This window comes from Actinomadura rubrisoli (genome assembly GCF_004349215.1).
Lineage (GTDB): Bacteria > Actinomycetota > Actinomycetes > Streptosporangiales > Streptosporangiaceae > Spirillospora > Spirillospora rubrisoli.
In genome coordinates, this window is sequence record NZ_SMKU01000018.1 from 29,496 (window position 1) to 54,215 (window position 24,720).

Annotated in this window: 24 protein-coding genes; 9 read left to right on the forward strand and 15 right to left on the reverse strand. The window is 71.9% G+C overall.

Annotated elements, in window-relative coordinates:
- The first annotated feature begins 27 nt into the window (after positions 1–27).
- From E1298_RS06555 to E1298_RS06565, 3 genes are read left to right on the forward strand one after another with little or no spacing between them, the layout of a single operon-like run.
- A complete protein-coding gene (locus E1298_RS06555; protein ID WP_131889986.1) occupies positions 28–723 on the forward strand; it encodes a hypothetical protein in 696 nt (231 codons plus the stop codon).
- Positions 720–1,655 carry a DUF6895 family protein gene (locus E1298_RS06560; protein ID WP_207944479.1) on the forward strand — a complete coding sequence of 312 codons (936 nt, stop codon included), beginning with the start codon at positions 720–722 and terminating at the stop codon, positions 1,653–1,655. Before E1298_RS06555 ends, E1298_RS06560 begins: the two co-directional genes overlap by 4 nt.
- Positions 1,642–2,655 (forward strand): serine hydrolase domain-containing protein, encoded by a 1,014-nt coding sequence (locus tag E1298_RS06565; protein WP_131889988.1) that lies wholly within the window; start codon positions 1,642–1,644, stop codon positions 2,653–2,655. Before E1298_RS06560 ends, E1298_RS06565 begins: the two co-directional genes overlap by 14 nt.
- A 10-nt stretch (positions 2,656–2,665) precedes the next feature.
- Here the strand turns inward: E1298_RS06565 and E1298_RS06570 are convergent, their stop codons facing one another.
- Positions 2,666–4,807 carry an MMPL family transporter gene (locus E1298_RS06570; RefSeq protein ID WP_131889990.1) on the reverse strand — a complete coding sequence of 714 codons (2,142 nt, stop codon included), beginning with the start codon at positions 4,805–4,807 and terminating at the stop codon, positions 2,666–2,668.
- Positions 4,808–4,867: 60 nt separating this feature from the next.
- On the opposite strand from E1298_RS06570, the gene E1298_RS06575 reads away from it, so the two are divergent.
- On the forward strand, positions 4,868–5,386 hold the full coding sequence (locus tag E1298_RS06575) for a MarR family winged helix-turn-helix transcriptional regulator (protein ID WP_165975335.1): 519 nt from the start codon (positions 4,868–4,870) through the stop codon (positions 5,384–5,386).
- A 52-nt stretch (positions 5,387–5,438) separates the two neighbouring features.
- Here the strand turns inward: E1298_RS06575 and E1298_RS06580 are convergent, their stop codons facing one another.
- The 4 genes from E1298_RS06580 to E1298_RS06595 are packed head-to-tail and all read right to left on the reverse strand — an operon-like array spanning position 5,439 to position 7,934.
- Positions 5,439–5,897 carry a hypothetical protein gene (locus tag E1298_RS06580; protein WP_131889994.1) on the reverse strand — a complete coding sequence of 153 codons (459 nt, stop codon included), beginning with the start codon at positions 5,895–5,897 and terminating at the stop codon, positions 5,439–5,441.
- Complete coding sequence (locus tag E1298_RS06585) at positions 5,894–6,628, reverse strand: hypothetical protein (RefSeq protein WP_131889996.1); 735 nt, start codon at positions 6,626–6,628, stop codon at positions 5,894–5,896. The genes E1298_RS06580 and E1298_RS06585 overlap by 4 nt, the downstream gene beginning before the upstream one ends.
- Before the next feature lies 1 nt (position 6,629).
- Positions 6,630–6,953 (reverse strand): hypothetical protein, encoded by a 324-nt coding sequence (locus E1298_RS06590; RefSeq protein WP_131889998.1) that lies wholly within the window; start codon positions 6,951–6,953, stop codon positions 6,630–6,632.
- A 3-nt stretch (positions 6,954–6,956) separates the two neighbouring features.
- A complete protein-coding gene (locus E1298_RS06595) occupies positions 6,957–7,934 on the reverse strand; it encodes a hypothetical protein (protein ID WP_131890000.1) in 978 nt (325 codons plus the stop codon).
- A gap of 218 nt (positions 7,935–8,152) precedes the next feature.
- Here E1298_RS06595 and E1298_RS06600 point away from each other — a divergent pair, with 218 nt between their 5' ends.
- On the forward strand, positions 8,153–8,944 hold the full coding sequence (locus E1298_RS06600) for a hypothetical protein (protein WP_131890002.1): 792 nt from the start codon (positions 8,153–8,155) through the stop codon (positions 8,942–8,944).
- 43 nt (positions 8,945–8,987) lie between these two features.
- On the opposite strand, the gene E1298_RS06605 is transcribed toward E1298_RS06600, so the two are convergent.
- The 7 genes from E1298_RS06605 to E1298_RS06635 form a co-directional block, all read right to left on the reverse strand.
- On the reverse strand, positions 8,988–9,419 hold the full coding sequence (locus tag E1298_RS06605; RefSeq protein WP_131890004.1) for a hypothetical protein: 432 nt from the start codon (positions 9,417–9,419) through the stop codon (positions 8,988–8,990).
- Positions 9,420–9,437: 18 nt separating this feature from the next.
- A complete protein-coding gene (locus E1298_RS06610) occupies positions 9,438–11,831 on the reverse strand; it encodes an ATP-binding cassette domain-containing protein (RefSeq protein WP_131890006.1) in 2,394 nt (797 codons plus the stop codon).
- A gap of 19 nt (positions 11,832–11,850) precedes the next feature.
- Positions 11,851–12,972 (reverse strand): hypothetical protein, encoded by a 1,122-nt coding sequence (locus E1298_RS06615; protein ID WP_131890008.1) that lies wholly within the window; start codon positions 12,970–12,972, stop codon positions 11,851–11,853.
- A gap of 8 nt (positions 12,973–12,980) precedes the next feature.
- Complete coding sequence (locus E1298_RS06620; protein ID WP_131890010.1) at positions 12,981–14,165, reverse strand: protein phosphatase 2C domain-containing protein; 1,185 nt, start codon at positions 14,163–14,165, stop codon at positions 12,981–12,983.
- A gap of 54 nt (positions 14,166–14,219) precedes the next feature.
- Positions 14,220–14,942 (reverse strand): vWA domain-containing protein, encoded by a 723-nt coding sequence (locus tag E1298_RS06625; protein ID WP_131890012.1) that lies wholly within the window; start codon positions 14,940–14,942, stop codon positions 14,220–14,222.
- 44 nt (positions 14,943–14,986) lie between these two features.
- Positions 14,987–15,514 carry a hypothetical protein gene (locus E1298_RS06630; protein ID WP_131890014.1) on the reverse strand — a complete coding sequence of 176 codons (528 nt, stop codon included), beginning with the start codon at positions 15,512–15,514 and terminating at the stop codon, positions 14,987–14,989.
- A 263-nt stretch (positions 15,515–15,777) separates the two neighbouring features.
- Complete coding sequence (locus E1298_RS06635; protein ID WP_165975336.1) at positions 15,778–16,602, reverse strand: helix-turn-helix domain-containing protein; 825 nt, start codon at positions 16,600–16,602, stop codon at positions 15,778–15,780.
- Between the two features lie 256 nt (positions 16,603–16,858).
- Between E1298_RS06635 and E1298_RS06640 the strand changes: the two genes are divergently transcribed.
- The 3 genes from E1298_RS06640 (at position 16,859) to E1298_RS06650 (ending at position 21,208) form a co-directional block, all read left to right on the forward strand.
- Positions 16,859–18,487, forward strand: a complete 1,629-nt coding sequence (locus tag E1298_RS06640; protein WP_131890018.1) for a carboxylesterase/lipase family protein — start codon at positions 16,859–16,861, stop codon at positions 18,485–18,487.
- Positions 18,488–18,577: 90 nt separating this feature from the next.
- Complete coding sequence (locus tag E1298_RS50205; RefSeq protein WP_243725420.1) at positions 18,578–19,570, forward strand: LytR/AlgR family response regulator transcription factor; 993 nt, start codon at positions 18,578–18,580, stop codon at positions 19,568–19,570.
- A 48-nt stretch (positions 19,571–19,618) separates the two neighbouring features.
- Positions 19,619–21,208 (forward strand): outer membrane protein assembly factor BamB family protein, encoded by a 1,590-nt coding sequence (locus E1298_RS06650; protein ID WP_131890020.1) that lies wholly within the window; start codon positions 19,619–19,621, stop codon positions 21,206–21,208.
- A gap of 102 nt (positions 21,209–21,310) precedes the next feature.
- Here E1298_RS06650 and E1298_RS06655 read toward each other — a convergent pair whose 3' ends face one another.
- The gene (locus tag E1298_RS06655; protein WP_131890022.1) at positions 21,311–22,195 is read right to left on the reverse strand and encodes an NmrA family NAD(P)-binding protein; all 885 of its coding nucleotides are present in this window, start codon (positions 22,193–22,195) and stop codon (positions 21,311–21,313) included.
- A gap of 100 nt (positions 22,196–22,295) precedes the next feature.
- On the opposite strand from E1298_RS06655, the gene E1298_RS06660 reads away from it, so the two are divergent.
- The gene (locus E1298_RS06660; RefSeq protein ID WP_131890024.1) at positions 22,296–23,267 is read left to right on the forward strand and encodes a LysR family transcriptional regulator; all 972 of its coding nucleotides are present in this window, start codon (positions 22,296–22,298) and stop codon (positions 23,265–23,267) included.
- Positions 23,268–23,294: 27 nt separating this feature from the next.
- On the opposite strand, the gene E1298_RS06665 is transcribed toward E1298_RS06660, so the two are convergent.
- Positions 23,295–23,810 (reverse strand): cupin domain-containing protein, encoded by a 516-nt coding sequence (locus tag E1298_RS06665; protein ID WP_131890026.1) that lies wholly within the window; start codon positions 23,808–23,810, stop codon positions 23,295–23,297.
- A gap of 13 nt (positions 23,811–23,823) precedes the next feature.
- Entirely contained in the window at positions 23,824–24,585 is a 762-nt protein-coding gene (locus E1298_RS06670) for a TetR/AcrR family transcriptional regulator (RefSeq protein WP_131890028.1), read from the reverse strand.
- Positions 24,586–24,720 lie beyond the last annotated feature (135 nt).

The window sequence follows — 24,720 nt, forward strand, 5'->3', positions numbered from 1 at the left end:
GCTGACGGCGGGAGGGGCTGAGCACCGGTGGTGCTTGCTTGGCAGGAGAGGGTCGCCGGTGCGGTGGAGCGGCTCGCCGGTCTGATCCATCAGGCCGTGCGCCGTCGACAATGCGGTGTGCTGGCCGCGTTCGTGGACGGGGCGCCGCAGGAGGAGGCGGCGCTGGCCGCGGTGCGGGTGCTGGGGCCTGATGCCCTGGCGCCCGCGCTGCTGGCCGGGGTTTCGCCGTCGGGCGTGGACCGCGTCGTCCTCACCCGTGCCCTGGCGGCCCATCCCACCGCGGTCGCCGATCGCCTGGACGTGCGCTGCCTGTCCCAGGCCACGAGCGTCCTGTGCGCCGGTGAGGCCGTTACCGATGTCGGGGCCGCCGCGGACTGGGCACGGGCAGCGGCCGGCTGGGACTGGATCACCCTGTCCCGGCATCTGGCGTGGCTGGCGCCCATGGCGTGGCCGCGATTGTGCGACGCGGTCGGTGAGACGGTTCGCGCCCGTTCGGTGGACGTGGGCCGCGGTCTGGCACGCGCGATGCTGCGCCGTGATTATCCGACCGCGGCCCGGTTGGTCCGCTGGTCCGCGCTGGCCTGCTGTCTGGGCGCCGACCCTGGACTGGACACCGGCGCGGTGACGCACCACGTGGATCTCTGCGGCGGTGCGAGCCCGCGCACGGCCCTGCACACCGAGCTCGCCCGTTGCCTGGCACCCGCCGCGGCGGAGGGATCGTGAGCTCGCCGACCGCGCCATGGGCGCAGGCGGCGCTGCCGCTGGTACGGGGTGCGCTCGCCTGGCTGCACCGCAACCGGCGGTACGGAACCCTCCCGCCGGGGATCACCGCCGATGTCAAGGGGCACGGCGAGACCTACAAGGCCATCGGCGAAGTCGGCCTGGTGTGCCGTATGGTGCTCCTCGCCGGTGCGGCCCTGCCCGCCGAACAGGCCCGGGCGCGGCGGTTGCTGGATTTCTGCTGGGCGCAACTGGGGTATGGCGACCTGCTGTTCGAACGCCAGTTGCGGCACACGCTGGTGACCGACCCGGTGGAGATCTACGCGCACCTGGCCGCGGCCGGCTACCGCCACCAGAAGCTGGAGGAACTGGCCGCGCATTGCCACCGCCTGCGGGGCGTCCAGGCCGTGGAGCAATATCCCAACCGCCGCCTGGCCGTGGCCAACGCCCTGCGCAGGCTCCGACTGCCCTCATCGCAGGACTGGAACGCGCTGACCGACCGCACCTGGCTGGGCCACACGCCCGAGCCATGGACGCTGGACTGGGACGCCGCCTACTGCCTCACCCACACCGTCTACCACCTGGCCGACTGGGGCTGCCGTCCGGACGGAATCCCACCGCACCTGGTCGACTACCTCCACCGCTGGCTGCCGGTGTGGCTGGATGTCTGGACCGAGACCCGGCACTGGGATCTGGTCGGCGAGCTCGTCGCGGTGGACGCCTGCCTCCCCGAACCGCATTACCCTCTGGCCGCATGGCGGGCACTGGCCGCCGCGCAGCACGCCACCGGCTACGTGCCCTGCGAAGGAACCCCCGAGCCGCAGGACGAACCGCAGGACGAGGCGAAGGTCTTCCGCCGCCACCGGCACACCACCTGCGTCACCGCGATGGCCGGCGCGCTCGCCCTGCGCCGCGCGAGCGATGCCGGACCCTGACGGCGACCGACTGGTGCGCGCGGTGGCCGGTGCCGCGGACCGTCACGGCGCGGCCGTGGTCGCGGTGACCCGGCAGGGGACGACCAGCGTGCACTGTACGGGACTCGCCGACCCCGCCCGGGGGCTGCCTGCCGACCAGCGGACACGGTTCGAGATCGGTTCGCTCACCAAGACCTTCACGGTCCTGCTGTTCGCCGTCCTGGTCGCCGAGGGCCGGGTGGACCTGCACGAACCACTCGTCCGCCACCTGCCCGCCGACACCCTGCCCGCCGACCCCGACGCCCAGCGCATCACCGCCTACCATCTGGCCACCCACACCTCCGGGCTACCCCACCACCCACCAAGGCTGCGGCCCTGGAATCTGCCCGTGCTCACCACCAATCCCTACAGCCGTTACCAGCGTGAACACCTGTTCGCCCACCTATCCCGCGCCCGGCTGAGCCATCCCCCCGGCACCGCCACCGCCTACTCCAACCTGGCCGTCGGCCTGCTGGGGCACCTGATCGAAGACGCCGCCGGCGACACCTACGGCAACCTGCTGCGCGAGAAGGTCCTCACGCCCCTTGATCTGACCGACACCACCGGCGACCCCGCCCTTCCGCAAGCACTCGGCCACTGGCACGGCCGGCCCCGTCCGCCCAACCGCGTCCCGGCCATCCCCGCCGCCGGCGGCCTGCGCTCCAGCGCCCACGACCTCACCCGCTACCTTCACCACCTCATCGAGCCCGGCGCCGACCTGCCCCGGCCACTGCGCTCGGCCCTGCACATCGTCCTGCACCCGCCGGCCGACCCCGGCACACCCCTGATATGGCACACCCGCACCGTCCACGGCCGGGCCCTGTACTCCCACCCTGGCGGCACCCGCGGCCACAGCGCCTTCATCGGCTTCTGTCCCCGAGCAGCCGTCACCGTCGTCGCACTGACCAGCAACGGGCACACCCGCAAAAGCACCTTCATCCGCGATTCCCGGCGCCTGCTCCGCCACCACGCGAGCACCTGAGCTTTGAGGATCAGGAGAGGCTCGGTTCGCGGGCCTCCGTCGCGCGTGGGGGTTCGCGGAGGAGGAGGGCGCGGGCGAGCGGGCGGGGGAGCCACCAGTTCCAGCGGCCGAGGAGGACGACCAGCGCGGGCACGAGCATCGCCCGGACCACGGTGGCGTCCAGCAGGATCCCGATCCCGAGGGCGGTCGCGAAGACCTTCACCTCGGTGCCCGGCGTCGCGGCGAGCGAGACGAACGCGAGGAAGAGCACCAGCGCGGCGCTGGTGACCAGGCGGCCGGTGCGGGCGATGCCGGACACCACGGCGCCCGGGGTGGAGCCCGCGGTGTCGTACTCCTCCCGGATCCTGGCCAGGATGAACACCTCGTAGTCCATGGACAGCCCGAACAGGAACGCGAAGACCATGACGGGCACCCATTCGGTGAGGGCGCCGGTCGCCTCGATGCCCCACACCGGCTCGGACAGGTACCCCCGCTGCCAGGCCAGGACGATCAGCCCGAAGGTCGCGGTGACGCTGAGGAGGTTGAGCGCGACGGCCTTGACCGCCAGCAGGACCGACCGGAACGCCCGGACGAGCAGGGCCAGGGTGAGCAGGACGATCAGCGCGAGGGCCAGGGGCGCGTTGCCGTAGACGGCGTCGACGAAGTCGCGGCCCTGCGCGGCGGTGCCGCCGATCCGCGTGCCGGGGACGTCCGCCATGGCGTCGCGCACCTCGGCCCGGACGGCGGCGCCCCGCGCGGAGCTCGCCGTCCGGTCGACGAGGACGGTCACCAGGCCGGTGCCGTCGCGGCGCCAGGACGGGCCGGACGGTGCCAGCGCGGCCCTGACCCCGGGCACGGCGCGCGCCCGGCTCGCGGCCCGTTCGGGATCGCCTGCCAGGGCGTACTCGGGGCTCAGCACCCCGGAGCCGACGCCGGCGGCGGTGAGCCCGTCGAGCGCCTGCCGCGCCGGCCCGGACGAGGCGGTGGCGGCCGGGGCGGGCGCTCCGAGGCGCATCCCGAAGGCCGGGACGACGAGGGCCGCCAGCAGCAGCGTCGCGGTCGCGGCCGTGAGCGCCGGGTGCCGGACGACCAGCCGCGCCCAGCGTTCCCAGCGCCCGCGGCCGCCGCGCCGGATCGGGGCGCGGGACCCGAGCCGGGCGAGCCGGGGGCCCGCCGTCGCGAGGACGACGGGCAGCAGCGTGATCGCGACCAGCACGCTGAACAGCGGGACGAGCAGCCCGCCGTACCCCATGCTGCGCAGGAACGGCACCGGTAGGACGACCAGCGCGGCCAGGGCGACGGCCACGGTGACGCCGCTGAACACCACGGCCGATCCCGCCGTGGTCATCGCGCGCTCGACCGCCGTGACGTCGTCCGCGCCCCGGGCCCGCTCCTCCCGCCACCGCGTGGTGATCAGCAGGGAGTAGTCGATGGCCACCCCGAGCCCGATGAGCCCGACCAGGAACTGCACGACGAACGACACGTCCGACACCGCCGTGAGCCCCCAGATCGCCAGGAAGCAGGCGAGGATCGCGATCACGGCCATGAGCAGGGGCAGCACCGCCAGGGCCGAGCCGAACACGACCGCGAGGACGACGAGCGCGCCCAGCCCGGCGACGGTCAGCTCGGCGAGCAGCCCCGGGCCGCCGGCCTCGCTCGACTGGACGAACAGGGCGTCCGTCCCGGTCACGCGCACCGGGGCGCCGCGCACCCGGACGCCGGCGGCGGCGCGCTCCACCGCCGGAAGCGACCGCGCGTACCGGGGATAGGTCTCGACGGCGGACGGGTAGAGCAGCGCGAACGTCGTGCGCCCGTCCGCCGAGACCAGGCCGCGGTCGCCGGTGCCGGGATAGGACGCGATCCTCGCCCCCGCGGCGATCCGGTCGAACGCCGCCGCCAGGTCGGCGCGGACGCCGCTACCGTCGACGGTCGTGCCCTGGGGCAGCGTCACGGTCAGCACGACGGGATCGGTGGCGCCGCCGTTGCCGTACGTCCGCAGGACGTGCTGGTTCGTCTCGTAGGCGGGACGGCCGGGCAGCGCGCCGAAGTCGGAGGTCATCGCGCCGATCGCGGGCGAGGCGGCGGCCGCCCCGGCGACCGTCACCGCCAGCCATCCGAGCACGACGAGCAGCCGATGGCGCAGGACCCAGCGCGTGAGCCGGAGAAGGAACACGATACCACTCCTTGATAGAGTTGTTGGATCGCATCCTATCTCGATTATCTGGAGTTTCGATTGTCGAATGAATATTCTGAGCCGCCGGGCGTCCGCGGCAGCTCCGAGCCGCACCGCGCCCTGGTGTTCGCGACGCTGGACCTCGGCGCCGACATCGACACGATCGGCCAGGTCGCCGCGTCCCTCATCGGCATCAACCAGACCGACCTGATCTGCCTGAACGCCCTGTTCAGAGACGGCCCGATGAGCGCGGGCCGGCTCGCCTCGGTGATCGGCCTCACCTCCAGCGCGACCACCACCGCCATCGACCGGCTGGAGCGGGCGGGCTACGTCCACCGCCGCAACGACCCCGCCGACCGCCGCCGGGTGCTGGTCGCGGCCTCCGAGGACGGCGCCCGCCAGGCGTTCGCCCTGTTCGACGGCCTGCTCGACGCCCTCGCCGCGCTCGCCGGCACCTACACCGAAGAGCAGGTCGCGCTGCTCACGGAGATGATCGGCAGGTTCCGCGAGATCATCACGGCCTACACCGGCGAACTCCGCTCCCGAGAGTCCACCCACCGCCCCCAACGCCCACACTGACCCCACCGCCGCAAGGCGTTCACGACGTCCAAGGGCGCGTGTCGGCCAGGATTCAGCGCGGTCCGTGACGCGGCGGGAACCGGCCGGAGCTCAGTGCGGCGAGGTAGTTCCTCAACATCAGGGGCGGCCTGGCCGCGACCATGACAACGCAGCCGACCACGAAGGCTCCCCATCCTCCGCCTTCTCCGGCCACGGTGGCGGCGAAGGCGGCGAGGAGACCGACGACCCATGTCCCGACCGCGAAGAGGACAAGGGGCGGGACCGGCCGATTCATCAAGCCCATCGCTGAAATGACCACCAGAAGAGCGCAACTGACGGTCGCTGTGACACAGGCGGCGAGGAACGGCAGCATCGTGCGGGGAAAGTCGTCCACGACGAAGATGAAGACCGCGGACGCGATGATGCCGACCGCCGCGAACCTCACCAGGCAGAGCCAGAGGTAACGGCGGACGACCGCGGGGTTGGGAGGCGTCCGGTGCAGCCGGACCCGCGGCGCACGCGCACGGTTCACGACTCGGGCACGCCGGACGGAGGCCACTTGCCGCCCGCCAGGTGGTCATTGCCGTTGTTCTGCGTGCGGAAAGTGCTCGCCGCGTCCGACATCTCACTGACCGCATACGCGCCGGCGGCGATCACGGCGACGACAAAGGCGGCGATGCACCCGGCCGCGTACAGCAGGGCGGGGATCGCCCCGACGATGCTGACGACTCCGATGATCGCGGCCATGAGTGCGCCGATGAGCGTCGCATAGGCGGTACCCACGGCGATCCAGAAGGTGATGATCGCCCAACGGCACTTGTTCAGGGCCTTGCTGACCTCCGCCACCGTGGCGGCATACTGGCGAAGCGCGGAGCTCTGCGGAGCGTTCGGTTCCAGTACCTTCTTATACTGCTCGGCCGCGTCGCCCTTCCACTTGTCGTCCACCTTCATGTAGGTCTCGGTGAACTTGCCGGCCTGGGCGCTGACGGGGCTTTGAACCTTGTCACTCAGGTTCGTTCCCGCGTCGTTGAGCCGTCCCGGGTCACCGGGCTCCTGAAGATAGGCGTCGATCTCATGCCACATCTTCTTGCTGAGTTCGACCACCTTGTTCCATGCGGCCACGAGAGGCTTGACGAGGTAGGACAGAAAGCCCGGAAACTTGCCCAGTAAGCCGTTCACTTTATCGTTCAGTTTTTCGAATGATACGTTGACCGTGGATATCTGGCTGTTGATATTCCCCATCAGCATACTGAACTCGGTCATGTTAGAACGTCCACCCCGCCTTGATCCTGTTAACGAGTTCCTTGTTCTGCGCCTCCGCGCCTTCGTAGACGGAGATCACCTTGCCGAGCTTGCCCTCGACGTCCCTGAAAACGGTGTCGGCCTGGTCGGCGAGACTTTTGAGGGTGTCATTCAGGGTCGCATAGGTGGTGTCCGCCTGACCTTTGCGGCCAAGGTAGCCGAACGCGGTGCTCAGGTCCTTGACGTCCGCGACCATCTTTGCCGCCTTACGCATCTCCTCGGCGGCATCCTTCCACGTCGCGGTGTCTTTTCGCATCTCGTTGAGGCGGGCTTCGAGTTCACTCATGGATCAACCCCCTGGGAAGCGGAATCCAAGCCTGCTGGTCAGGTCTTGCAGCTCCTGTGTCACCTGCGATATCCGCTGCAGGCCGGGGAGCGACCTTGACGCCGGCTCCGCGGAGTTCTTTCTTATCGCGCTATTCGCCGCTTCGAAGGCGCTCGCGAACTCGTTGGTGATGCGTGATTCGTCCGCGGCTTTCAGCCAACCCTGATGTGTGCTGACGCCAGTGATCGTGTCGTTGGTGATGTACATGACCACTCGGCCGGACTCGCTCCTTACCTCTTCTTGGTCCGGCACGGCGGAGTCCATCTCGCTCTGAGCGATTGTGAGCGCCTCGGTGAATTCGGCGAAAAGGAGATTGGCCTGGCGCAGCGCCGAGTCGGCGTCGATCGTTGGTTCGGTGCCGGCGCGAGGCATCGGCGCCGAATGGCCGGCCGGTGCGGGGCGGGGGTCGTCCATGGCGGAGAGCATTCCAGTGACTCTTGCCATCACGGCGTTGGAAATGGCCTCCGAGACGGCCGGATCGAAAGCCTCGATCGCCAGTGCCTTGCGCCAGGGACGACGAAATGAAATGCCTTCGAACGAGCCGTCGGCCGCCAGCGTGACTCTGATCGTGCCGGAGTGGTCCTCGCCCGTGAAGGAGTCTGTCGTGCTCTGCGTCGCCTGGAGGAGGCTGGTGAGCCCCTCAAGCTCGGCCAGAAGCTCTTGCGCGCCACTGAACAGGGAAAATGGCTCCACGGGTGGAGGGGGAGGCTCGATGGGAATGGTTGAACCCCCGAACAGCGGGCGCTCCGCAGAGGTCTCCGTACCGGTGAGTCGCGGGTCGGCGGCTTCAGTCCCCACGGAGGCGGCAGGGCTCTCTTCGTGGTGGCCGGCCTTGCCTGACGCCAGACGCTCCTGTACCTCCTCTGCGTTACGCGGGGCGAAGGATATGTCGGTGTTGAGAAGAGCGTTCAGCTCGTTGGCGCTGTCGTCTTCAGCGGCCATCGTGTCCTCCGGGAGCAGGGAGCGCTGCCAGAGACCAAATTAGCGGGCACGGAGCTGGGACTTCAACACCATCTTGACTGAGGTTTTCTCACGAAAATAAGTTCCCGTTAACGGGAACTTGATGGTGGCAGCGGTCCAGTGTGCGGAATCGGTGCTGTTCTCGTCGTTGTGGGAACCGGATTCGTGTTCGGGGCGTCTAAGGGCGCGTGTTGGGCCGGATGCGTTGGCTTCTTGTCGCGGGGCCCCTTGCCGTCTCGCTGGTGGTCGGCCTTTTCGCCGTCGGTCACCACTACACGTGGTGGGGACCCGAGCCACCGCGTGATCCCGGCGCGCTCGTCCTGCGGATCCGGTTCGTGAAGGGCATGGGCTCGCCGGTCGACCGCCCGGTCCCCGACATCTCCGTCTACGGGGACGGACGCGTACTGTCCACGGCGATCGATCTCGACGCCTCGCCTGCCCGCCAGGTCGTGCGGGACCAGCGGCTCACCCGCATGGCGTACCGCCGGATCTACCGCGACGCCCGCCTCGCCGGGCTGGGCACGGCCCGCACGTTCCGCAGTGACGAGCAGATTCCGGACGCCGGCCCCACCGTGATCACACTCCTGGCGGACGGCGGGCGCCACGTCTCCACCGTGCAGGCGGGCGCCGGCGGTGTGCGCGTCTGGATGGTCCACCGGCTCGCCGGCCATCTGCGGTCACTGCCGCGCGGCGACCTCGCACGTCCGCCGGTGGTCTACCGTCCGGCCCGCATGGCTCTCGTGGCGTGGCGGCTTCCCGCGAGCGCGTCGGGCTCCGAAGATCCGGTCACGCCCTGGACGCTGCGGCCCCTCGCGGCGGGGCAACAGGCGACCTGCACGCTCCTGGCAGGGCGCGACGTCGAGGCCGCCGCGCGGCTCGCCGGTTCGGCTCCTTCGAACACCAGCTGGCGCAGCGGTGTGAACCTCTACGCCGTGGTCTTCCGGCCATTGCTGCCGGACGAGAAGGACTGCGCGGCGGTGCCTCCCGGCTGAAGCCGTCCCTACGACCCCGCGAACGCGGCCTGACCGGTCGTCCTCATCTGCGGGCCAGGTCGCCGGTGGCGGTGGCGCCGGCCGGGTCCGCGTCCCGCCAGGTGAGGTGGACGTGGTGGTCGGTGAGGGACAGGGTGATGGACGCCCTGGGCGTGCAGTTCCCCCGGAAGTTCTGGGTGAGCCGTTGCAGGAGGCGGAGCCTCTCGTCCGCGTGCGCGAGCACCTTCAGCTCGCCCGAGCAGCGCAGGGTGGGCGAGGTGACGTCGAAGCGGCCGCTCTTGCGGGCGACGTCGACGGTGATCTCAAGCTCCCACCGCTCGCCGGACGGGCGGGTGACGGTGCCCTTCCAGTGGCCGTCGAAGTCCGACTCCTGGTGCTTGGTGTCGAAGGGGTCGGGGAGCAGCCAGGCGCCCACGGGGACGAGGGACAGCGCGAACACGATCGTTGCCATGGTCTTGGCTCGGGTCAGCTTCATGGTGTCTGCTTCCGGGGGTCACGAGCGCCGGGCCAGCCGGTGCCGCAGCACGAGCCAGGCGGCGCAGGCGTAGACGGCGGTCAGGGCGAGGAGGATTCCGAGTTCGGTGAGCATGAGACCGGTCCGGTGGTCCCAGAGGCCGTCCGCCGGGGCGGTGATGGACAGTTCGCGCATGTCGGTCGTCGCGGCGAGGGCGGCGGACGACCAGCGGGACGGCAGCAGCATGCTCACCGCCGACAGCGGGGACCGGCCGGACAGGTCCAGCAGGCCGCCGCCGAGCGCGACCTGGCAGATCGCGGTGGTGGTGGCCAGGCCGACGGCGCGTTCGAGGGTGGACGCGCTCGCCGAGATGAGCAGGCCGAGGGACATGGAGGCCAGCGCGGCGCCGGACAGGCACAGCGCCAGGTCGGTGTCCGGGCCCACCAGGAGGAACGCGTCGCCGGGCGGCCGGACGAGCCGGAACGCGGCGGCCGCGATCAGCGCCTGGAGGACGGCGAGGACGCCGAAGACCAGCGCCTTGGCCGCGATGACGGCGCCGGGCGACACCCCGGCGCGCTTCTCGCGGTGCAGGATCGGGAGCTGGGACACCACGTCGCTGTAGGTGATCGCCTGCCCGGCGAACACGCAGGCGGTGATGAGGATCGTGAGGGCCTGGACGCCCGGGGTGTTGTTCTCCTCGGCCCCGCCGCCGAGCCCGTCCGGGGACGCGCCGAGCGCGGCGAGCACGCCGCCGAGCGCCGGGACGCCCGGGAGCTGGGCGAGGGCCAGCGGGCCCCGGGCCCGCAGGAGCGCCAGCTCCCGCCCGGCCAGGACGCCGATCTGGTGGAGCACCCGGCGCCGGGGCGGCTCGGGGCGCAGGGACGGCGGCGGGTCCGCCCGCCGACGGGTGCCCGCGAGGGCGGCCGCCTCCCTGGGGACGGGGCCGTCGAGGAAGGACGCCGCCGCGGCCTCGGGCGTGCGGTGGGCGGTCAGCATGAGGTCGGCGTAGTCGTCCTCGCCGAGGGCGTCCAGGGCGGACGCGGTGTCCCCGAAGTAGAGGGGGCGGCCCTTGGAGCCGATGACCAGCGTCTTGCCCGCGCCGTCGAGCTGGTCGGTGGAGTGGGTGGCGACGGCGACGGTGCAGTCGTTGCCCGCGATGTCGCGCAGCAGGCGCATGACGGACCGGGTCCGGCCCGCGTCCAGGCCCGAGGTCGGCTCGTCCAGCATGAGCAGGCGCGGGCCGCCCAGGATCTCCACGCCGATCGAGACGCGCTTGCGCTCCCCGCCCGAGAGGGTGCGGATCCGCTCCCGCATGAGGTGGTCGATCTCCAGATGCCGCGCGATCTCCTGGATCCGCGCACCGCGCTCGGCCGGGGTGGTGCCGGGCGCGAGCCGCAGCCGGGCGGCCTGGTGGAGGACCTGCCCGACCGTCAGGCTGTCGTGCAGGTCGTCCCGCTGCGGGACGAACGCCACCATGTGCCGGATCTGCTCGGCCTCGGTGGCGAGGTCGAGCCCGGAGAACAGCAGGGTGCCCGCGGTGACCTCGACCTCCCCGAGCAGCGCGCTGAAGAGGGTGGACTTGCCGGCGCCGGACGGGCCGACGACGGCGAGGACCTCGCCGGAGCGCAGCACGGCCGACAGCTCCTGGAGCGCGGGCCTGCTGCCCGACCCGCGCGTCCGGTACGCGGCGCAGAGCCCGCTGATCACGAGGGTCGCGCCGGTGGCCTGGCGCGTCTCGCGGAGCGCGCCGGGGCCGTCCAGGGTGAACGTGCTGTACCCGATCGTGAAGGAGTCGCCGGGGCGCAGCCGGGCCCACATGACCCGCCGCCCCCGGACGAAGGTGCCCGCGCCGCGCCCGGCGTCCCGGATCTCGAACTCGCCGTCCGGCCTGCGGTTCAGCGTCGCGTGCTCGGCGGCCACACCGAGGTCGGGGACGTCGATCCCGGCGCCGGGCCCGTTGCCGAGGACCGTCCTCGCGCCGATCGCGTGGGTGCGCGTGCCGGTCCCGTCCCGGCGGAGCGTGGACGGCACCCAGCCGACAGGCGGCGCAGGCTTCGGGGCGGGCGGTGTCGGCGGCTCTGCGGCGGGCGTCGGCGGCGCAGTCGGGCCCGGCGGCGCGGCGGCCGGGTCCGTGTGGCTGAGCGTCAGGTCGACGCTGGACGAGCCGAGCCGGAGGGTCACCTTCACGTCCCTGGTGGACCTGAGGTGGATCACCGCCTCGGCGCGCGGCTCCCCGTCGACCGTGGTCTCCTCGACGCCCGGGTCCGGGATCATCATCCAGTGGCCGATGTGGCGCAGCCGCGCGACGGGCGCGGAGAGACCGGCGACGTCGACCCGCACGTCGCAGGACTCCGCGCCGCCGATCGAATGCTCGCGCGTCGGATCGAGCCTGGTCACGGCGCCGCGCACCGTGACGTAGAGGGGTTCGGGCATCGACGGCCTCGCTTTCGGCTCAGCGGTTCAGGAAGGCGAGCACGGCCGCGATGAGCAGGACCACGAGGACGGCGACGACGAGCCGCGCCGGGACCCCCTCGCCGGACGGCGCCGGAGCGGGGGACGGCGCACGCCGCGGCCGGGCGGTCGACGTGAGGTCGGCGCCCCCTCCGAGATCTTGCGCCCAGGGCTGGGCGGGGGCGGGCGGAACGGCCCCCTCCGGCAGCCACAGCCTGCGCATGCTCTCGTCGGTCTGGACGTAGAGGGCGTTCGGCGTGACCATCGCGGGCCACGCCGAAGCCTTGTCGCGCAGCAGCAGGCCCGCGCCCGGGACGTCGTGTCCGGCGCAGAGCCCCACGAGCGTGTCGAGCGTCCGCGTCTGCATCAGGGACCGGAGCCGGTCCGGGTCGGGCGCGGGGCACTCCAGGTTCTCCTGGAGGCACCGGACGACCATCCACGCGAACTTGTACAGGTCCGTCCGGACCCCGAACGGCTCCGGCGTCGGCGTCTTCCAGATCTCCGGGTCCTGCGGGAGGAGCGCGGGGCGGCCGGTGAGCGGGGCGCACGCGTCGCAGTCGATCAGCATCACGTCGGCGGTGTGGGCCTCGTAGGAGAACATGGCGTTGAGCGGCTGGAGGTCGCCGACCGCGTACCCGCGCTCGTGCAGCCACAGCATCGTGCCGCAGAAGCGGGCGAGGACGGCCAGCTTCACCGGCGCCTCGTAGTAGCGCAGGCCGAGCTTGTCGGCCTGCGCCGCCGGGCGCGCCAGCGCCGACAGGTGTCTCGGCCTGGGCCGGCTCGTCCCCTTGTGGACGATGACGTCGGTCATCGTGTCGGGGGCGGGCCGGATGAGCACGCCCTGGACGGCCTCGCCCTCCATCACCAAGGCCCGGGGCCAGGCACAGCGGACGTCCAGCTCGGCGCGGTCCGCGTCGCTGAGGTCCAGCCGCCACGCGACCATCGCGTCGAGGGGCTTCAGCGCGACCGACGCGCGGACGTCGGGCGTGTACGACTTGAACAGGTACGCCCCGCCGTCCGGCGCGATGCACTCGACCAGCTTCGTGGCCTGGCCGCCGCCCGGGACGGACGTGCCGGACAGCACAAGTTGGTCTATCTGAATGAATCGGGGCAGCGCGTCCATACCCGTCCTTAAGCCTGGAAGTCCGAGATGTTTGGCCAGAGGGCCACGACGGTGCGGTCGTCGGTGAAGGTGGCGCGGCGGAAGTCGACGTCCCGGGCGAAGCCGAGCAGTTCGGGAGGCCGCCGCCACTCCTTCGCGAGTACCTGCGACAGCTCGCTGCCGTGCCCGAGGCCGTTGGCGAAGCCGTCGGTGGTGAGCAGGAGGACGTCCTCGGGTCCCCACGTGACGGACACGGTGCGCAGATCGTCCAGCCCGGGTGGCAGCGCGGCGGTGACATCGTCGCGGACGGGTCCGCCGGACGCCCGGTCCGGCCCGAGCACCAGCGCCCACTCGCCGGTGCCGGTGCTCAGGCGCAGGACGGGCGAGTCGCCCACCCCCGCGCAGTGCACCGTGCAGCCCGGGGCGGGCTCGGCGGGGGCGATCAGCACGGCGAGGGTCGTGCGCGCCGGGCGCAGTCGAGCCTCGCGCAGCTTCTCCAGCGGACGGGTGTGGGCGGCGATGTCCACGGCCACCTCGGCGAAGATCGGATGCCATTCGCGCGGGTCGAACCCGTCCCGTCCGGCGAGCCGCCGCGCGATGATGTTGACCGCCGCCGCCACGGCGGCCTGCGCGGCGACCTCGGCGTGCGCGGAGTTGCCCACGCCGTCCGCGACGGCCGCGATGACCCAGCGGCCGTCGTCCGAGGCGCCGACGAGGAAGGCGTCCTGGCGCGGCAGGCCCCGCTGCATGTGCCCGCTGCCACGGCAGCTCGCGGCCCGCACCGTCACGCGGCCCACGCCGCCGCCGTCCGCCTGGAGGCTGGAGCGGCCCGCCAGCACGGTGGTGGGCAGCAGCACCGACACGGTGCTGGGCCTGCGCTCGGTGTACCGGACGAACCGCGCGTCGGCCTTCTCCGGCTCGCGCCAGGCGGATCCCCGCTCGCGCTGCGGAGGCGGGATCTCGCGATTGCCTTGCCGGCGGCTCTCGTCCTCCTGGCGCTTGGGGCCGTTTTCCTGGCGCTTCCGGCGCTCCTGACGCTTCTGGAATGGCCGGGGCCTGCCGCGCGGCCCGTCCTGCGGCCTTTTCGGCGGTCCCTTGAGCGGCTTCTTCGGCGGCCTGCTCGGGCGGCGCGGCCCCGTCCCGGGCCCGGCGGACGGCCCCGGCAGGGTCTTGACGAAATTCAGGAACGCGGCCAGAGCGAACATTCCGCTCATGAACGCCAAGATGAACTGTGCGAACCCCACCCTGATCTCCCGTTCCCCCGGCCGTCAGCCGTTCGAGGGCCCGCAGGCCCAGTCCATGCCCTCGGGGACGCGGATCGACAGCTCCCCTTTGGAGACGGACGAGGAGATGCTGATGAACAGCGTCTCCATGAGCGCGTCGAGGACCCGGCTGACGTCCATCGACCCGGCGGCGATGAAGGCCAGCCGCCGCTTGCCCTGCTCGGTCGCCACCTTGCACAGCACCCGCCGCTGCGCCTGCCCGAACCCGAAGGCCACCAACTGCGGCCGGTACGCGAAGTCGGGGGCCACGAGCCGGTCGCGGGGCGGCAGCCAGGCGCTCTCGGGCTGGTTCGCCCTGCCGACGTACGGGATGCCGTCGGTGAGGAAGAACACGGCGGGCTGCTTCAGGTCGTAGGCGGAGGACAGGCGCTCGCAGTCCTCCTCGATGCGGTGGCGCAGCAGCGTGAAGACACTCGCGTAGTCGGTCTGGTCGCCCTTGTCGAACGCCTTCAGGTCGTAGACGTCGCGCGGACGGCTCAGCGGCAGCAGGACCTCCGCCGTGCTCGAAAAGGCGATCACGCTGACGAGCGCGGCGTCACTGATCATCTGCTCGGTCTGGACCCGGAACAGCAGTTCGGGCACCGCGTCGGAGAGCACTTCGAGCGGAATGCGTGCGGAGTTGTGGAATCGTGGATCCCACATGGTCTGCGACACGTCGCATACCACGTAGAAGGGGAAGGCGCGTTCACGGCCGCCGAAATCCAGCACCCTTTGTTCCTCTCGGGCTTCGGACCCCGCATATCGATGGCGCGTCAGCAGACGTGCGGGTTCTTCGGGCTGGTGACGACCGGTTGGCGGTCCGGTTGCCGCAGATGCGCGAGCACCAGGTCGCGAAGAAGGCGATAGGCGAAGTCGTCGGTACAGGAAGCGGGAGCTTTTTGTACGTTCGCGAGCGCGTGCGCCGCCTGGCCCCAGGCGCCGGCCTGGTTCCGGGTGACCGCGAGGCATGCCTGGGCGAGCCCTCCGTAGACGACCTGCCCGGGGGCGTCGCCCTTGACGGTCAGGCTGGGCATGGCCTCGCAGTCGCGGCTGTTGACCACATCCAGCCACTGCTGGTTCGGGCGGCCTTGCGCCGGATCGCCCGGCGGGTCGGCGGCGACGGTCGCCCACGCCACGGTCTCCGGTGAGGCCGCCCCCGGCTCCGGAGCCGGAGGGACGGTGGTCCCGGCCTCGGCTTTGGGGGACTCTTCCCAGGCCACCGCCATGATCCCGCAGAGCGCCGCCAGACAGCAGAAGATCAATGCCGCGAGGGCGTTCGATGGTCTGCGAGAAAGGTCCATTAACCGCTCCGTCCGGCGCCGTGCTCATCGTCCCCGTGTGTCCGGGCGGATGTGCGTTCCATCAATTATGGAGCAGTGCTTCTGACGATGTGAAGGCGATCGGGGCGGCCGAGCGAGTAATACTGCACAGTAGACGATGATTCCGGGGAAACCCGGACGGGGAAACACGGGGGGACGATCATATTGGTCGTCTGCCGGGGGCCTTTAGTTGTCGTCCTGGCCGCATCAGGACGCACCCTTTTTCACGCGCCGGGCCGAGGCGATCAGTCGCGCATGACCTTCTCGATCATTTCGCGGCTCGGGCCGGGGGAGAGGGCGACCTCCTCGATGCGCTCCCAGGTGCGGGTCAGATCGCAGCGGGCCAGGTCGATGCCGAGCGCGGTGTGCACGACCGAGATCCGGTCGTCCATGGCCGGGAACTCCAGCACGTCGAAGGAGCCGTGCAGGCCGGCGTGCGCCCCGACGCCGGCGGGGACGACGCGGACGGTCGTGTGCCCGTCCTCGGACAGGCCGAGCAGGTGGTCGCACTGGCCGCGCCTGATCTCGGGCGGCCCGCCCGTCAGCGCGGACTCGCAGACGATCACGTCGAGGACGCGCGGGACCCCGCCGGGGCGGTGCCGCTGCCGGCTGGCGAGCAGGTCCCACTCCTCGTCGGCGTCCACCTGCGGCACGTGGTGCTCGAAGCCGATGCGGGCATAGGGCTCCGAGCGCACCAGCTCCGGCACCACGGCGATGCCGTAGGTGTGGATGACCGTCGCCTCGGATTCCAGCGTGTACAGGTCGCGGACGAGCGCCTTCAGCCGTCCGGCGTGCGCGGCGAGCCAGGGCGGCCCGGACGGGCGGGACGCCAGGTCGATCACGGCGGTGCGCATCCGGTGCGGCGGCACGCCGTAGAAGTCCAGGACCTCGCGGGCGCGGTCGGGCGTGAGCCGCTCGAAGCCCGTCTCCACGCGGATCAGCCAGTTGGCGTCGCAGCACAGTTGCACGGCCGCCTCGTCGTAGGACAGTTCGAGCGTCTCGCGGATCTGCCGGAGCAGCAGACCGAGCCTTCGGGCGTTGATGTTGGGAGCGCGATAGTCGACCGGCATACCTCTATGGTGCGCTACGACGATGCGGTGTGCAGCGAATCGGTGACACTGAGTCAGTGGATCTCCCGCCGGGCGACCGTCCGGTCTCGGGAGCGGCCGCTGACCGCCTTCGGCGGGCGCCCGTTTGGCGACTGGGTGTCGCCGGTTGGCGACCTGTTGGTGCCGCTCTCCGCATCGGGCGCGGGTGTCCTGCCCGGAGGCGGCCATGGCGGCTTACCTTCGAGCCCCTGTTGTCGGCCTGTGAAGGACGTTCAGCATGAAAGCGAAGAGAAGACGGTTCGTGGTCGGTTCGGTCGTGTCGCTCGGCGCCGCGATGGCGTTCGCGGTGCCCTCCGCCGCGGGCGGGGCCGTCCTGAAAGCGGCTCCGGCGTGCACGGACGGGACGACCGTGCAGACGGACCGAGGACCGGTGTGCGGCACGATCGCCGGCGGCGTCAAGACGTGGCTCGGCGTCCCGTACGCGGCGCCGCCCGTCGGCGCGCGGCGCTGGGCGCCGCCCGAGCCGGCCGCGCAGTGGACCGCCCCGATCCAGGCGACGGAGCGGGGCAACCCCTGCCCGCAGCCGCAGGGGCTCGGACCCGGCTCGACCAACGAGGACTGCCTGAAGGTCCACATCGTGGCGCCGGAGAAGTCCGACAAGCCGCTGCCGGTGATGGTGGAGCTGCACGGCGGCGGGTTCAGGCTGGGCGGCCCGTCCGATGGGACGCACCTGGTCAAGAACGGCGGCGTCCTGCACGTCGGGGTCGGCTACCGGCTCGGGATCATCGGCTTCCTGGCGCACCAGGCGTTCGGGAAGAACGCCGGGAACTACGCGATCCAGGACCAGCAGGCCGCCCTGCGCTGGGTCCAGAAGAACATCGCGCGCTTCGGCGGCGATCCGAACAACGTGACCATCTTCGGAGCGTCCGCGGGCGGGTCGAGCGTGTGCGCCCACACCGCGTCGCCTACGGCCAAGGGGCTGTTCCACAGGGGCATCGCGCAGAGCGGCGAGTACAACTCGCTGCGGGGCGTCGACACCCAGTGGCAGCCGCAGGACTGCAAGGCCGTGCTGCCCACCGAGGAGCAGGCCAGTGCCGCGGGCGCGCGCTTCGCGTCCGCCCTGGGCTGTAAGGACGCCGCCGACGCGGCGGCATGCCTGCGCGCCGTCCCGGTGCAGAAGCTCCTGGAGCAGGCCGGTAACGGGATCGGGCCCGACAGGGGCACGCAGGGACCGGTCGTGGACGGCAAGGTGCTGCCCATGTCGCCCGGCCAGGCGTTCGCCGCAGGGAAGGTCAACGACGTCGCGCTGATGCACGGTGTCGACCGGGACGAGACCCAGCTCAGGGCCGCCAACACCGCCGCGGAGTACGAGGCGTTCGTGCGGGAGCAGTACGGGACGCTCGCCCCCGAGGTCTTCAAGCGCTACCCGCTCGCCCGGTACCCCGACCCGTCGGCGTTCATCGCCTACCGCACGATCGTCGCGGACTCCAACTCCGTCTGCCCGGCCCTGCTCAACGACGAGCGGCTCGCCCGCCGCATCCCGGTGTTCGCGTACCAGACCGACAACGCGGACGCGCCGCCGATGTTCTTCCTGGACAAGACGAAGCCGAACGGCTCGTACCACATCAGCGAGAGCCCGTTCCTGTCGCCGTTCCCCAACTCCCCGGAGCTGACCGCCAACCAGAAGGCGTTCGGCGTGCAGCTGACCGCCCAGTGGACGGGGTTCGCGCGCACCGGGAACCCGACCGTGGACGGCACGCCGTACTGGCCGCGGTTCACCCCGACCGACCCCGACGTGATGTCGCTCGTCCCGGCCGGCGACAGTCAGCTGACCAGGGAGATCTCCAGGCAGCACCACTGCGCCTTCTGGAACGAGCACACCCCGTTCCATCGCGGACGCTCCTGAATTGTCGTCCAATGTCGCCCTATTTGCCCTACCTGCCAGATGTCGTATCAACCTCTTGATCGCCGGTGAACTCATGGATTCCATGTGCGCATGCAAGCCACAGTGGTCGTGGTCGCCTGCCTCTGCGGGTTCGCCGCCGTGGACATCGCGGTGAGGGCGGCCGCGCGGCGCCGCGCCGCCCATGACGTGGCACGGCGCCGCGCGGCCGACATGGCGCGGAGCGGCCGGACCGATAGGGCGCGGAGCGGCCGGACCGGCGGGACGCGAGGCGGCGTTCCGGCCGACGTCGCGCGGGCCGCGGACGCCCTGCGCGGCGGGCTCGACGCCGAGGCGGCGGCCCGCGCCGCGCGGCACCTGTCCGCGACTCCCGAACTGGCGGGCGCGCTCGGCGAGCTCGCACGCCTCCTGCGGTCCCGGTCCGAGACCGCGGCCCCAGACCGTTCGCCCGGCCGGGTTCCGGCCGGTATGGCTCCGGCCGGGCGGGCCTCAGCCGCAAGGGGTTCGGCGGGGCGTCCCGCCGCCGGCACAGCCCCGGCCGGGCGGACTCCGCCAGGAACGCCGCCGGCCGGAATGGCCCCGGCCGGGCGGACCGCGTCCGGGCGGAAACCCTCGTCCCCGACGGCCCCTGCCGGGCGGACGACGGCCGGGGCACCTCCTACCGGGCGGACCGCGTCCGGGACGGCCCCGGCCGGACGCGGCCGGGGCCGCCGGGCGGCCTCGTCCCGCGACGTGCCGGTGGGCGACGACGTGATCCCGGCCGGGCTGGGCGGCGTCATCCGCTTCGTCCGGCGCTCGGACGTGCGGTACGCCGAGGCCCACGGCGACTACGCGCGGCTCTACACCCGCACGGGCAGCCATCTCGTCCGCGTGTCGCTGGCGGCGCTGGAGGAGGCATGGGGCGACGCCGGCTTCGTCCGCATCCACCGGTCGCACCTGGTCGCGCTCGCGCACGTCGAGGAGATGGTCCTCGAATCCGGCCGGTGCACGCTCCGCGTCGGCGGCGTGCGGCTGGCGGTGAGCCGCCGCAACACCGGCGCGCTCCGCGACCGGCTTGTCCGCGGTGCCCGGCCCGGTCCCTTATGACCCGGCGCCGCTCTTCATGAACCGGAAGGAAGTTCGACGATGGATCCGATGAGACGGGGCCGCCTGCGGCGGCCCGCCGCCGTGCTCGCCGCGGTCGGCGCGGCATGCCTGGTGGTGGCGTCGAGCGGGACGGGCGCCTCCGGGGGCCCGAAGACCGGGGACTGGCCGTCCTGGCAGAAGGACCTCCTCGGCTCGCGCCACAACCCGCAGGAACGCCAGATCACCGCCGCGAACGTGGGCGGGCTCAAGCTGAAATGGGCGTTCGGCTTCCCCAAGGGCGGTTTCGGGGGGCACAGCCAGCCCGCCGTCGTCGGAGACACGATCTACTTCGGCGGCGCGGACGGCAAGTACTACGCGCGTGACGCCAAGACCGGCGCCGCCAAGTGGGAGTTCGACCTGTCGACCGTCGGCACCGGGTTCACGGTGGTGCGGGACGGGGCCGCCGTGTCCGGTGGCAAGGTCTACTTCGGCGACACCCGCGGCTACCTCTACGCCGTGGACCAGGCCACCGGGAAGCTCGCCTGGGCCGAGCGGCTCGACGCCCACGCCAGCGCGACCGTGACCAGCTCGCCGATCGTGTACGGCGGACGGGTCTACGTCGGCGTGTCCAGCGGCGAGAACATCATGGGCAAGGAACACGCCTGCTGCACGTTCCGCGGTCATGTGGACGCCCTGAACGCCAAGACCGGCAAGCTGGACTGGCGCTACTACACCACCCCGGAGCCGAAGCAAGACGGGACGTGGCCCAACGGTGTTCCCAGGTACGCCCCGTCCGGTGCGGGAGTGTGGAGCACCCCGGCGATCGACCCCGCCACGCAGACGCTTTATGTCGGCACCGGCCAGAACTACACGGGGAGCGCGGGCAACTACGACTCGGTGCTCGCCCTGGACACCGAGAACGGCAAGGCCCGGTGGACGCGCAAGATGACCGACGTCGACACCTGGCGGCGCGAATGCTCCAGCCCCTCGCCCGAGGACCAGAAGTACTGCCCGAACCTGCCTGACGGCACCGCGCTGGACTTCGACCTGGGCTCGGCTCCCAACCTGTTCGCCGCGGACGGCAGGCGGCTGGTCGGCATCGGCCAGAAGGCCGGCGTCTACCACGTCCTCGACGCCAAGACCGGCGAGATCGTGTGGCAGCGGCAGCTGTCCAAGCCGCAGCCCGGCGGCGGGCTGACCGGCGTCCAGTGGGGGCAGAGCTACGACGGGCAGCGCCTGTACGTCGCGACGTACATGGCGAACCCGGGCACGCTGTTCGCGATCGACCCGGCCAACGGCCACATCATCTGGAACACGCCCAACCCGGCCGACGGCTGCACTACCGGAGGCGCGGCGCAGTACCCGAACGTCTGCCGTCTCGGCCACCCGCCCGCGGTGACGTCCACGCCGGGCCTCGTGTGGGAGGGCAGCACGGACGGCAAGCTGCGGGCCTACTCCGCGGCGGACGGCAAGGTCCTGTGGGCCTACGACACGATCGCCGACGTCCAGACCGTCAACGGCGGCGTCGGACGCGGCGCGGCCCTCGCCGGCGGGGGCGGCGCGGTCGTCTCCAACGGGATGGTCTACGTCCTGACCGGTGACACCTTCACCCGCTACCCGAGTGACAAGGGACTGGTCATGCTGGCCTTCGGCCACTGACCCAGAGACCGGGCGGCCTGCCGACCTACTGTGGCATCTCCCAAAGGCAGGCCGCCCGCCCCACTCCACCGTCGCCGCTCTACCGCCCGCCGCTCCGCCGCTCTATGCGAGGACGACGGGCTTCAACTCTTCTTCGCACCACTGGCGGAAGGTGGTGTGGGTGCTGTTCTGCGGAGTGCGCGCCACGCCGTCGTCCAGGCCCGCGTCCTTGGCCAGGAACATCTCCACCAGGCCCTGGCTCACGGCCTCGGACATCCCCGACCGGAGCAGTCCCGCCCGGAACTCCTCGACCGGCACCTGCTGGTGGCGGACCGGACGCCCCAGCACCTCGGACATGATGTGCGCCATGTCGTCCGGCGACAGGTCCTCGGGGCCGAGCAGCGGGACCTCCTCGACGCCGCTCCAGGAGCCGTCCAGCAGCAGGTCCGCGGCGGCCGCGGCGATGTCGCGGGTGGCGCAGGCCGGCAACCTGCGGTCGCCGGGGCCGCACGAGACGAACATCCCCTGCTCTCTGATCAGCTCGGCCTGGCGCAGCATGTTGTCCATGAACGAGGGCAGCGCCAGCGCCCGGTAGCCCACGCCCGTGCTCGCGATCAGATCGTCCAAGGCCAGCGCCGCCGTCACGTGCCCGGCGTCCGCGGCCACCGGGGTTCCGCGGCCGAGGGCCGACACGCCGACCACGCGCCTGACGCCCTGCTCCCGGAAGGCCGCGCACGCGGGCCGGCTGAAGCCGCTGTAGGCCGCGTCGGGTCCGGCGGCCCGCGGGTCCGGCGGCACCAGCCAGAAGACGGACTCGGCACCGGCGAACGCCTTGTCGACCACCTCGCGGTCGCCGTGCGAGCCTTCGACGACCTCGACATGCTCGCGCACCCCGGCGGGCAACCGCGCGGGGTCCCGCACGATCACGCGGACGGGCGCGACGGCGTGCAGGAGGTGCTGGACGACCCGCCGTCCGATCTGGCCGGTGGGCGCGGTGACAACGATCATTGAAGCTCCCGAAGAATAGGTGTGCGGAGATACCGTCAGTCAACGCCGCAGCCGGCCGAACCTGAAGGACCGATTCGGGCGCCATTGATACCCTGTGGGTATGAACGACCTGGAGGTCCGGCAGCTCCGGTATTTCGTGGCCGTCGCCGAGGAACTGCACTTCGGACGGGCCGCCGAGCGGCTGGGCATGGCGCAGCCGCCGCTGTCCCGGGCGATCCGGGACCTGGAACGGCAGCTGGGCGTGCGGCTGCTGGAGCGCACCACGCGCCGGGTCGCCCTCGCCCCCGCCGGGCAGGTCCTGCTCCGCGACGCCCGGACCGCCCTGGACGCGGTGGCGGCGGCCGCCCGCCGGGCCCGGCGCGCCGGGCAGCCCGAACCCGGGCTGCGCCTGGCGCTCAAGGCCGACTACGACGGCGGGCTGCTCCCGCAGATCCTCGCCGCCTACGAGGGCGAGGCGGACGCGCTGCCCGTGAGGCTGGTGCTGGGCGGGCGCGACGAGCAGCTCCCGGCGCTGCGCGACGGCCGCGCGGACGTCGCGCTGCTGCCCGCTCCCTCCGGCGAGCCCTTCGATGTGCGCGGTCTGGACGTCGAATCGCTGCTGACCGAGCCCCGCCTGGTGGCGCTGGCGGCGGCCGACCCGCTGGCCGCCCGCCCGTTCCTGCGCCTGGCCGACCTGTCCGGCCGGGTCCTCCCCGACGGCACCCCCGCCGATCAGGAGGGCCGTCCGGCCGGTGACGCTCCCGGCGGCGGATGGCCGCAGGACTCCGGCCGTCCGGGCGTGGAGGGAATCGCGCCCAGGCGCCTGGACCTGGCGCAGATCTTCAACCTGGTCGAGCTGGGCCGCCTCGTCTGGTTCCCGCCCGCCTCGCTCGTGCGGCGCCACCCGCGGCCCGACATCGCCTACCGGACGGTCACCGACCTGCCGCCGCTCACCCTCGCACTGGCCTGGCCGCGGGAGTCCCGCTCCCCGGCCCTCGCCGCCTTTGTCCGCATCGCCACCGCCACGGCCGAGGCCGCCCGCACCCCGGACCGGCCGGCCCGCGCCCTCCCGGCTCGGGCGCGCGGCGCGTAGAGTGCCCCGGCGGATCCGTCCGCTCGTTCACACCATGTACTGGTCGTGGCGCCGGTACAGCTCCGTCCACTCCTCGCCCGTGAGCGTGCGTCCGGTCTCCGCGATGTCGGCGAGCTCCTCGAAGTAGCCCTCGCGGGGCGCGCCGGGTGTGAAGAGCAGCAGCATCGCGGCGGGCTCGCCCGACTCGTTGCGGAACGCGTGCACGCCGCCCTCGGGGACGAACAGGAAGTCGCCCGGCGAGGCGTCCGTCCAGCCCTTACCGTCGTAGAGCCTGACCGTGCCGGACAGGATGTAGAACGACTCGGTGATCGTCCGGTGGAAGTGCGGGGACGGGCCGGACGGCCGCGTCCCCATCTCCCATCGGTAGAGGCCGAACGCCCCGTTGGTGGAGCCGCCCGTCCCCAGGTAGTGCACACGCGTCCCGGTGTGGACGCGGTCGGAGTCGCTCGCGCCGATGACCAGATCGGGACCGGTGTCCCCGGGGCGGAGCACCCCGCTGTTCTCGCCGCCTTCACCGTGGTAGCGGGCCTCCGGATACGACATCGCGTGTCTCCTCTCAAGACTTCGGCGAGTTACCGCCCCCGGCCGAACCGCCCCTGGCGAACCAGCCCTCCAGCCCGTCGAGCAGCCGCGCCAGCCCGAACTCGAAGCTCTCGTCCTGGTACTGCTCCACGTCGAGGTCGCGGTTCTCCTTCCACCAGGCGAGGAAGTGCGGGTACTCGGAGCCGATGCGCTCGACGTAGGGTTCCAGCCGCTCGATCATCTGGTGCCCGGTCATGCCGGTGTGCGCGGTCATCCGGCGGTACGCCGCCTCGGTCGTGGCCGCGCCGATGGCGTACGACATCAGGACCCCGCTGGCCCAGGCGACCTCGGGCCCTCGGAACCCGACCCCCGTCAGCACCCTGATCGCCCGGTCGGTCGCCCGCATCGAGTTGGGCCCGATGTTCGCCTGGACGCCGAGGATCCCGATGACCCACGGGTGGCGCAGGATCACGGCCCGCATCCCACGGGCGAAGTCGCCGGCGGCGGCCCGCCACCCCACCGCGGCGGCGTCCGGGACCTCGATCTCGCCCATGACCTCGTCGAGGACGAGTTCGAGCAGCTCGTCCTTGTGGGCGACGTAGAAGTAGAGGGACGTGGCCCCGGCGCCGATCGTCGCGCCGAGCCGGCGCATGCTCAGCCCGTCCAGGCCCTCGGCGTCGAGGAGTCCGACGGCCGCGCCCACGATCTCGTCGCGGCTCAGCTGCGGCCTGCCCCGCCGCGGCGCGGCCGGGCGCATCCAGACCGAATCGGCGATGGGGTCGGGGTTGCGGGGCATCGGGATCCTTCGGGCAGTGGCGGATCTCCAGCCTACCGGCTTGCGAACGCTGTTCTAAGATTAGTACAGTGTGCGAAAGTTCGTTCACTGTTCTAACGTTCACTGTTCTGGAGAGCCATGTCGGCCTCGACCCCC

Bases quoted from the DNA above. Each gene is read 5' to 3' on its own strand.
- E1298_RS06585 (WP_131889996.1), bottom strand. From the start codon at position 6,628: ATGACCGAGTTCAGTATGCTGATGGGGAATATCAACAGCCAGATATCC.
- E1298_RS06670 (WP_131890028.1), bottom strand. From the start codon at position 24,585: ATGCCCCGCAACCCCGACCCCATCGCCGATTCGGTCTGGATGCGCCCG.
- E1298_RS06665 (WP_131890026.1), bottom strand. From the start codon at position 23,810: ATGTCGTATCCGGAGGCCCGCTACCACGGTGAAGGCGGCGAGAACAGC.
- E1298_RS06590 (WP_131889998.1), bottom strand. From the start codon at position 6,953: ATGAGTGAACTCGAAGCCCGCCTCAACGAGATGCGAAAAGACACCGCG.
- E1298_RS06655 (WP_131890022.1), bottom strand. From the start codon at position 22,195: ATGATCGTTGTCACCGCGCCCACCGGCCAGATCGGACGGCGGGTCGTC.
- E1298_RS06605 (WP_131890004.1), bottom strand. From the start codon at position 9,419: ATGAAGCTGACCCGAGCCAAGACCATGGCAACGATCGTGTTCGCGCTG.
- E1298_RS06615 (WP_131890008.1), bottom strand. From the start codon at position 12,972: ATGGACGCGCTGCCCCGATTCATTCAGATAGACCAACTTGTGCTGTCC.
- E1298_RS50205 (WP_243725420.1), top strand. From the start codon at position 18,578: ATGCAAGCCACAGTGGTCGTGGTCGCCTGCCTCTGCGGGTTCGCCGCC.
- E1298_RS06600 (WP_131890002.1), top strand. From the start codon at position 8,153: ATGCGTTGGCTTCTTGTCGCGGGGCCCCTTGCCGTCTCGCTGGTGGTC.
- E1298_RS06565 (WP_131889988.1), top strand. From the start codon at position 1,642: ATGCCGGACCCTGACGGCGACCGACTGGTGCGCGCGGTGGCCGGTGCC.
- E1298_RS06635 (WP_165975336.1), bottom strand. From the start codon at position 16,602: ATGCCGGTCGACTATCGCGCTCCCAACATCAACGCCCGAAGGCTCGGT.
- E1298_RS06595 (WP_131890000.1), bottom strand. From the start codon at position 7,934: ATGGCCGCTGAAGACGACAGCGCCAACGAGCTGAACGCTCTTCTCAAC.
- E1298_RS06620 (WP_131890010.1), bottom strand. From the start codon at position 14,165: ATGAGCGGAATGTTCGCTCTGGCCGCGTTCCTGAATTTCGTCAAGACC.
- E1298_RS06630 (WP_131890014.1), bottom strand. From the start codon at position 15,514: ATGGACCTTTCTCGCAGACCATCGAACGCCCTCGCGGCATTGATCTTC.
- E1298_RS06610 (WP_131890006.1), bottom strand. From the start codon at position 11,831: ATGCCCGAACCCCTCTACGTCACGGTGCGCGGCGCCGTGACCAGGCTC.
- E1298_RS06640 (WP_131890018.1), top strand. From the start codon at position 16,859: ATGAAAGCGAAGAGAAGACGGTTCGTGGTCGGTTCGGTCGTGTCGCTC.
- E1298_RS06650 (WP_131890020.1), top strand. From the start codon at position 19,619: ATGAGACGGGGCCGCCTGCGGCGGCCCGCCGCCGTGCTCGCCGCGGTC.
- E1298_RS06660 (WP_131890024.1), top strand. From the start codon at position 22,296: ATGAACGACCTGGAGGTCCGGCAGCTCCGGTATTTCGTGGCCGTCGCC.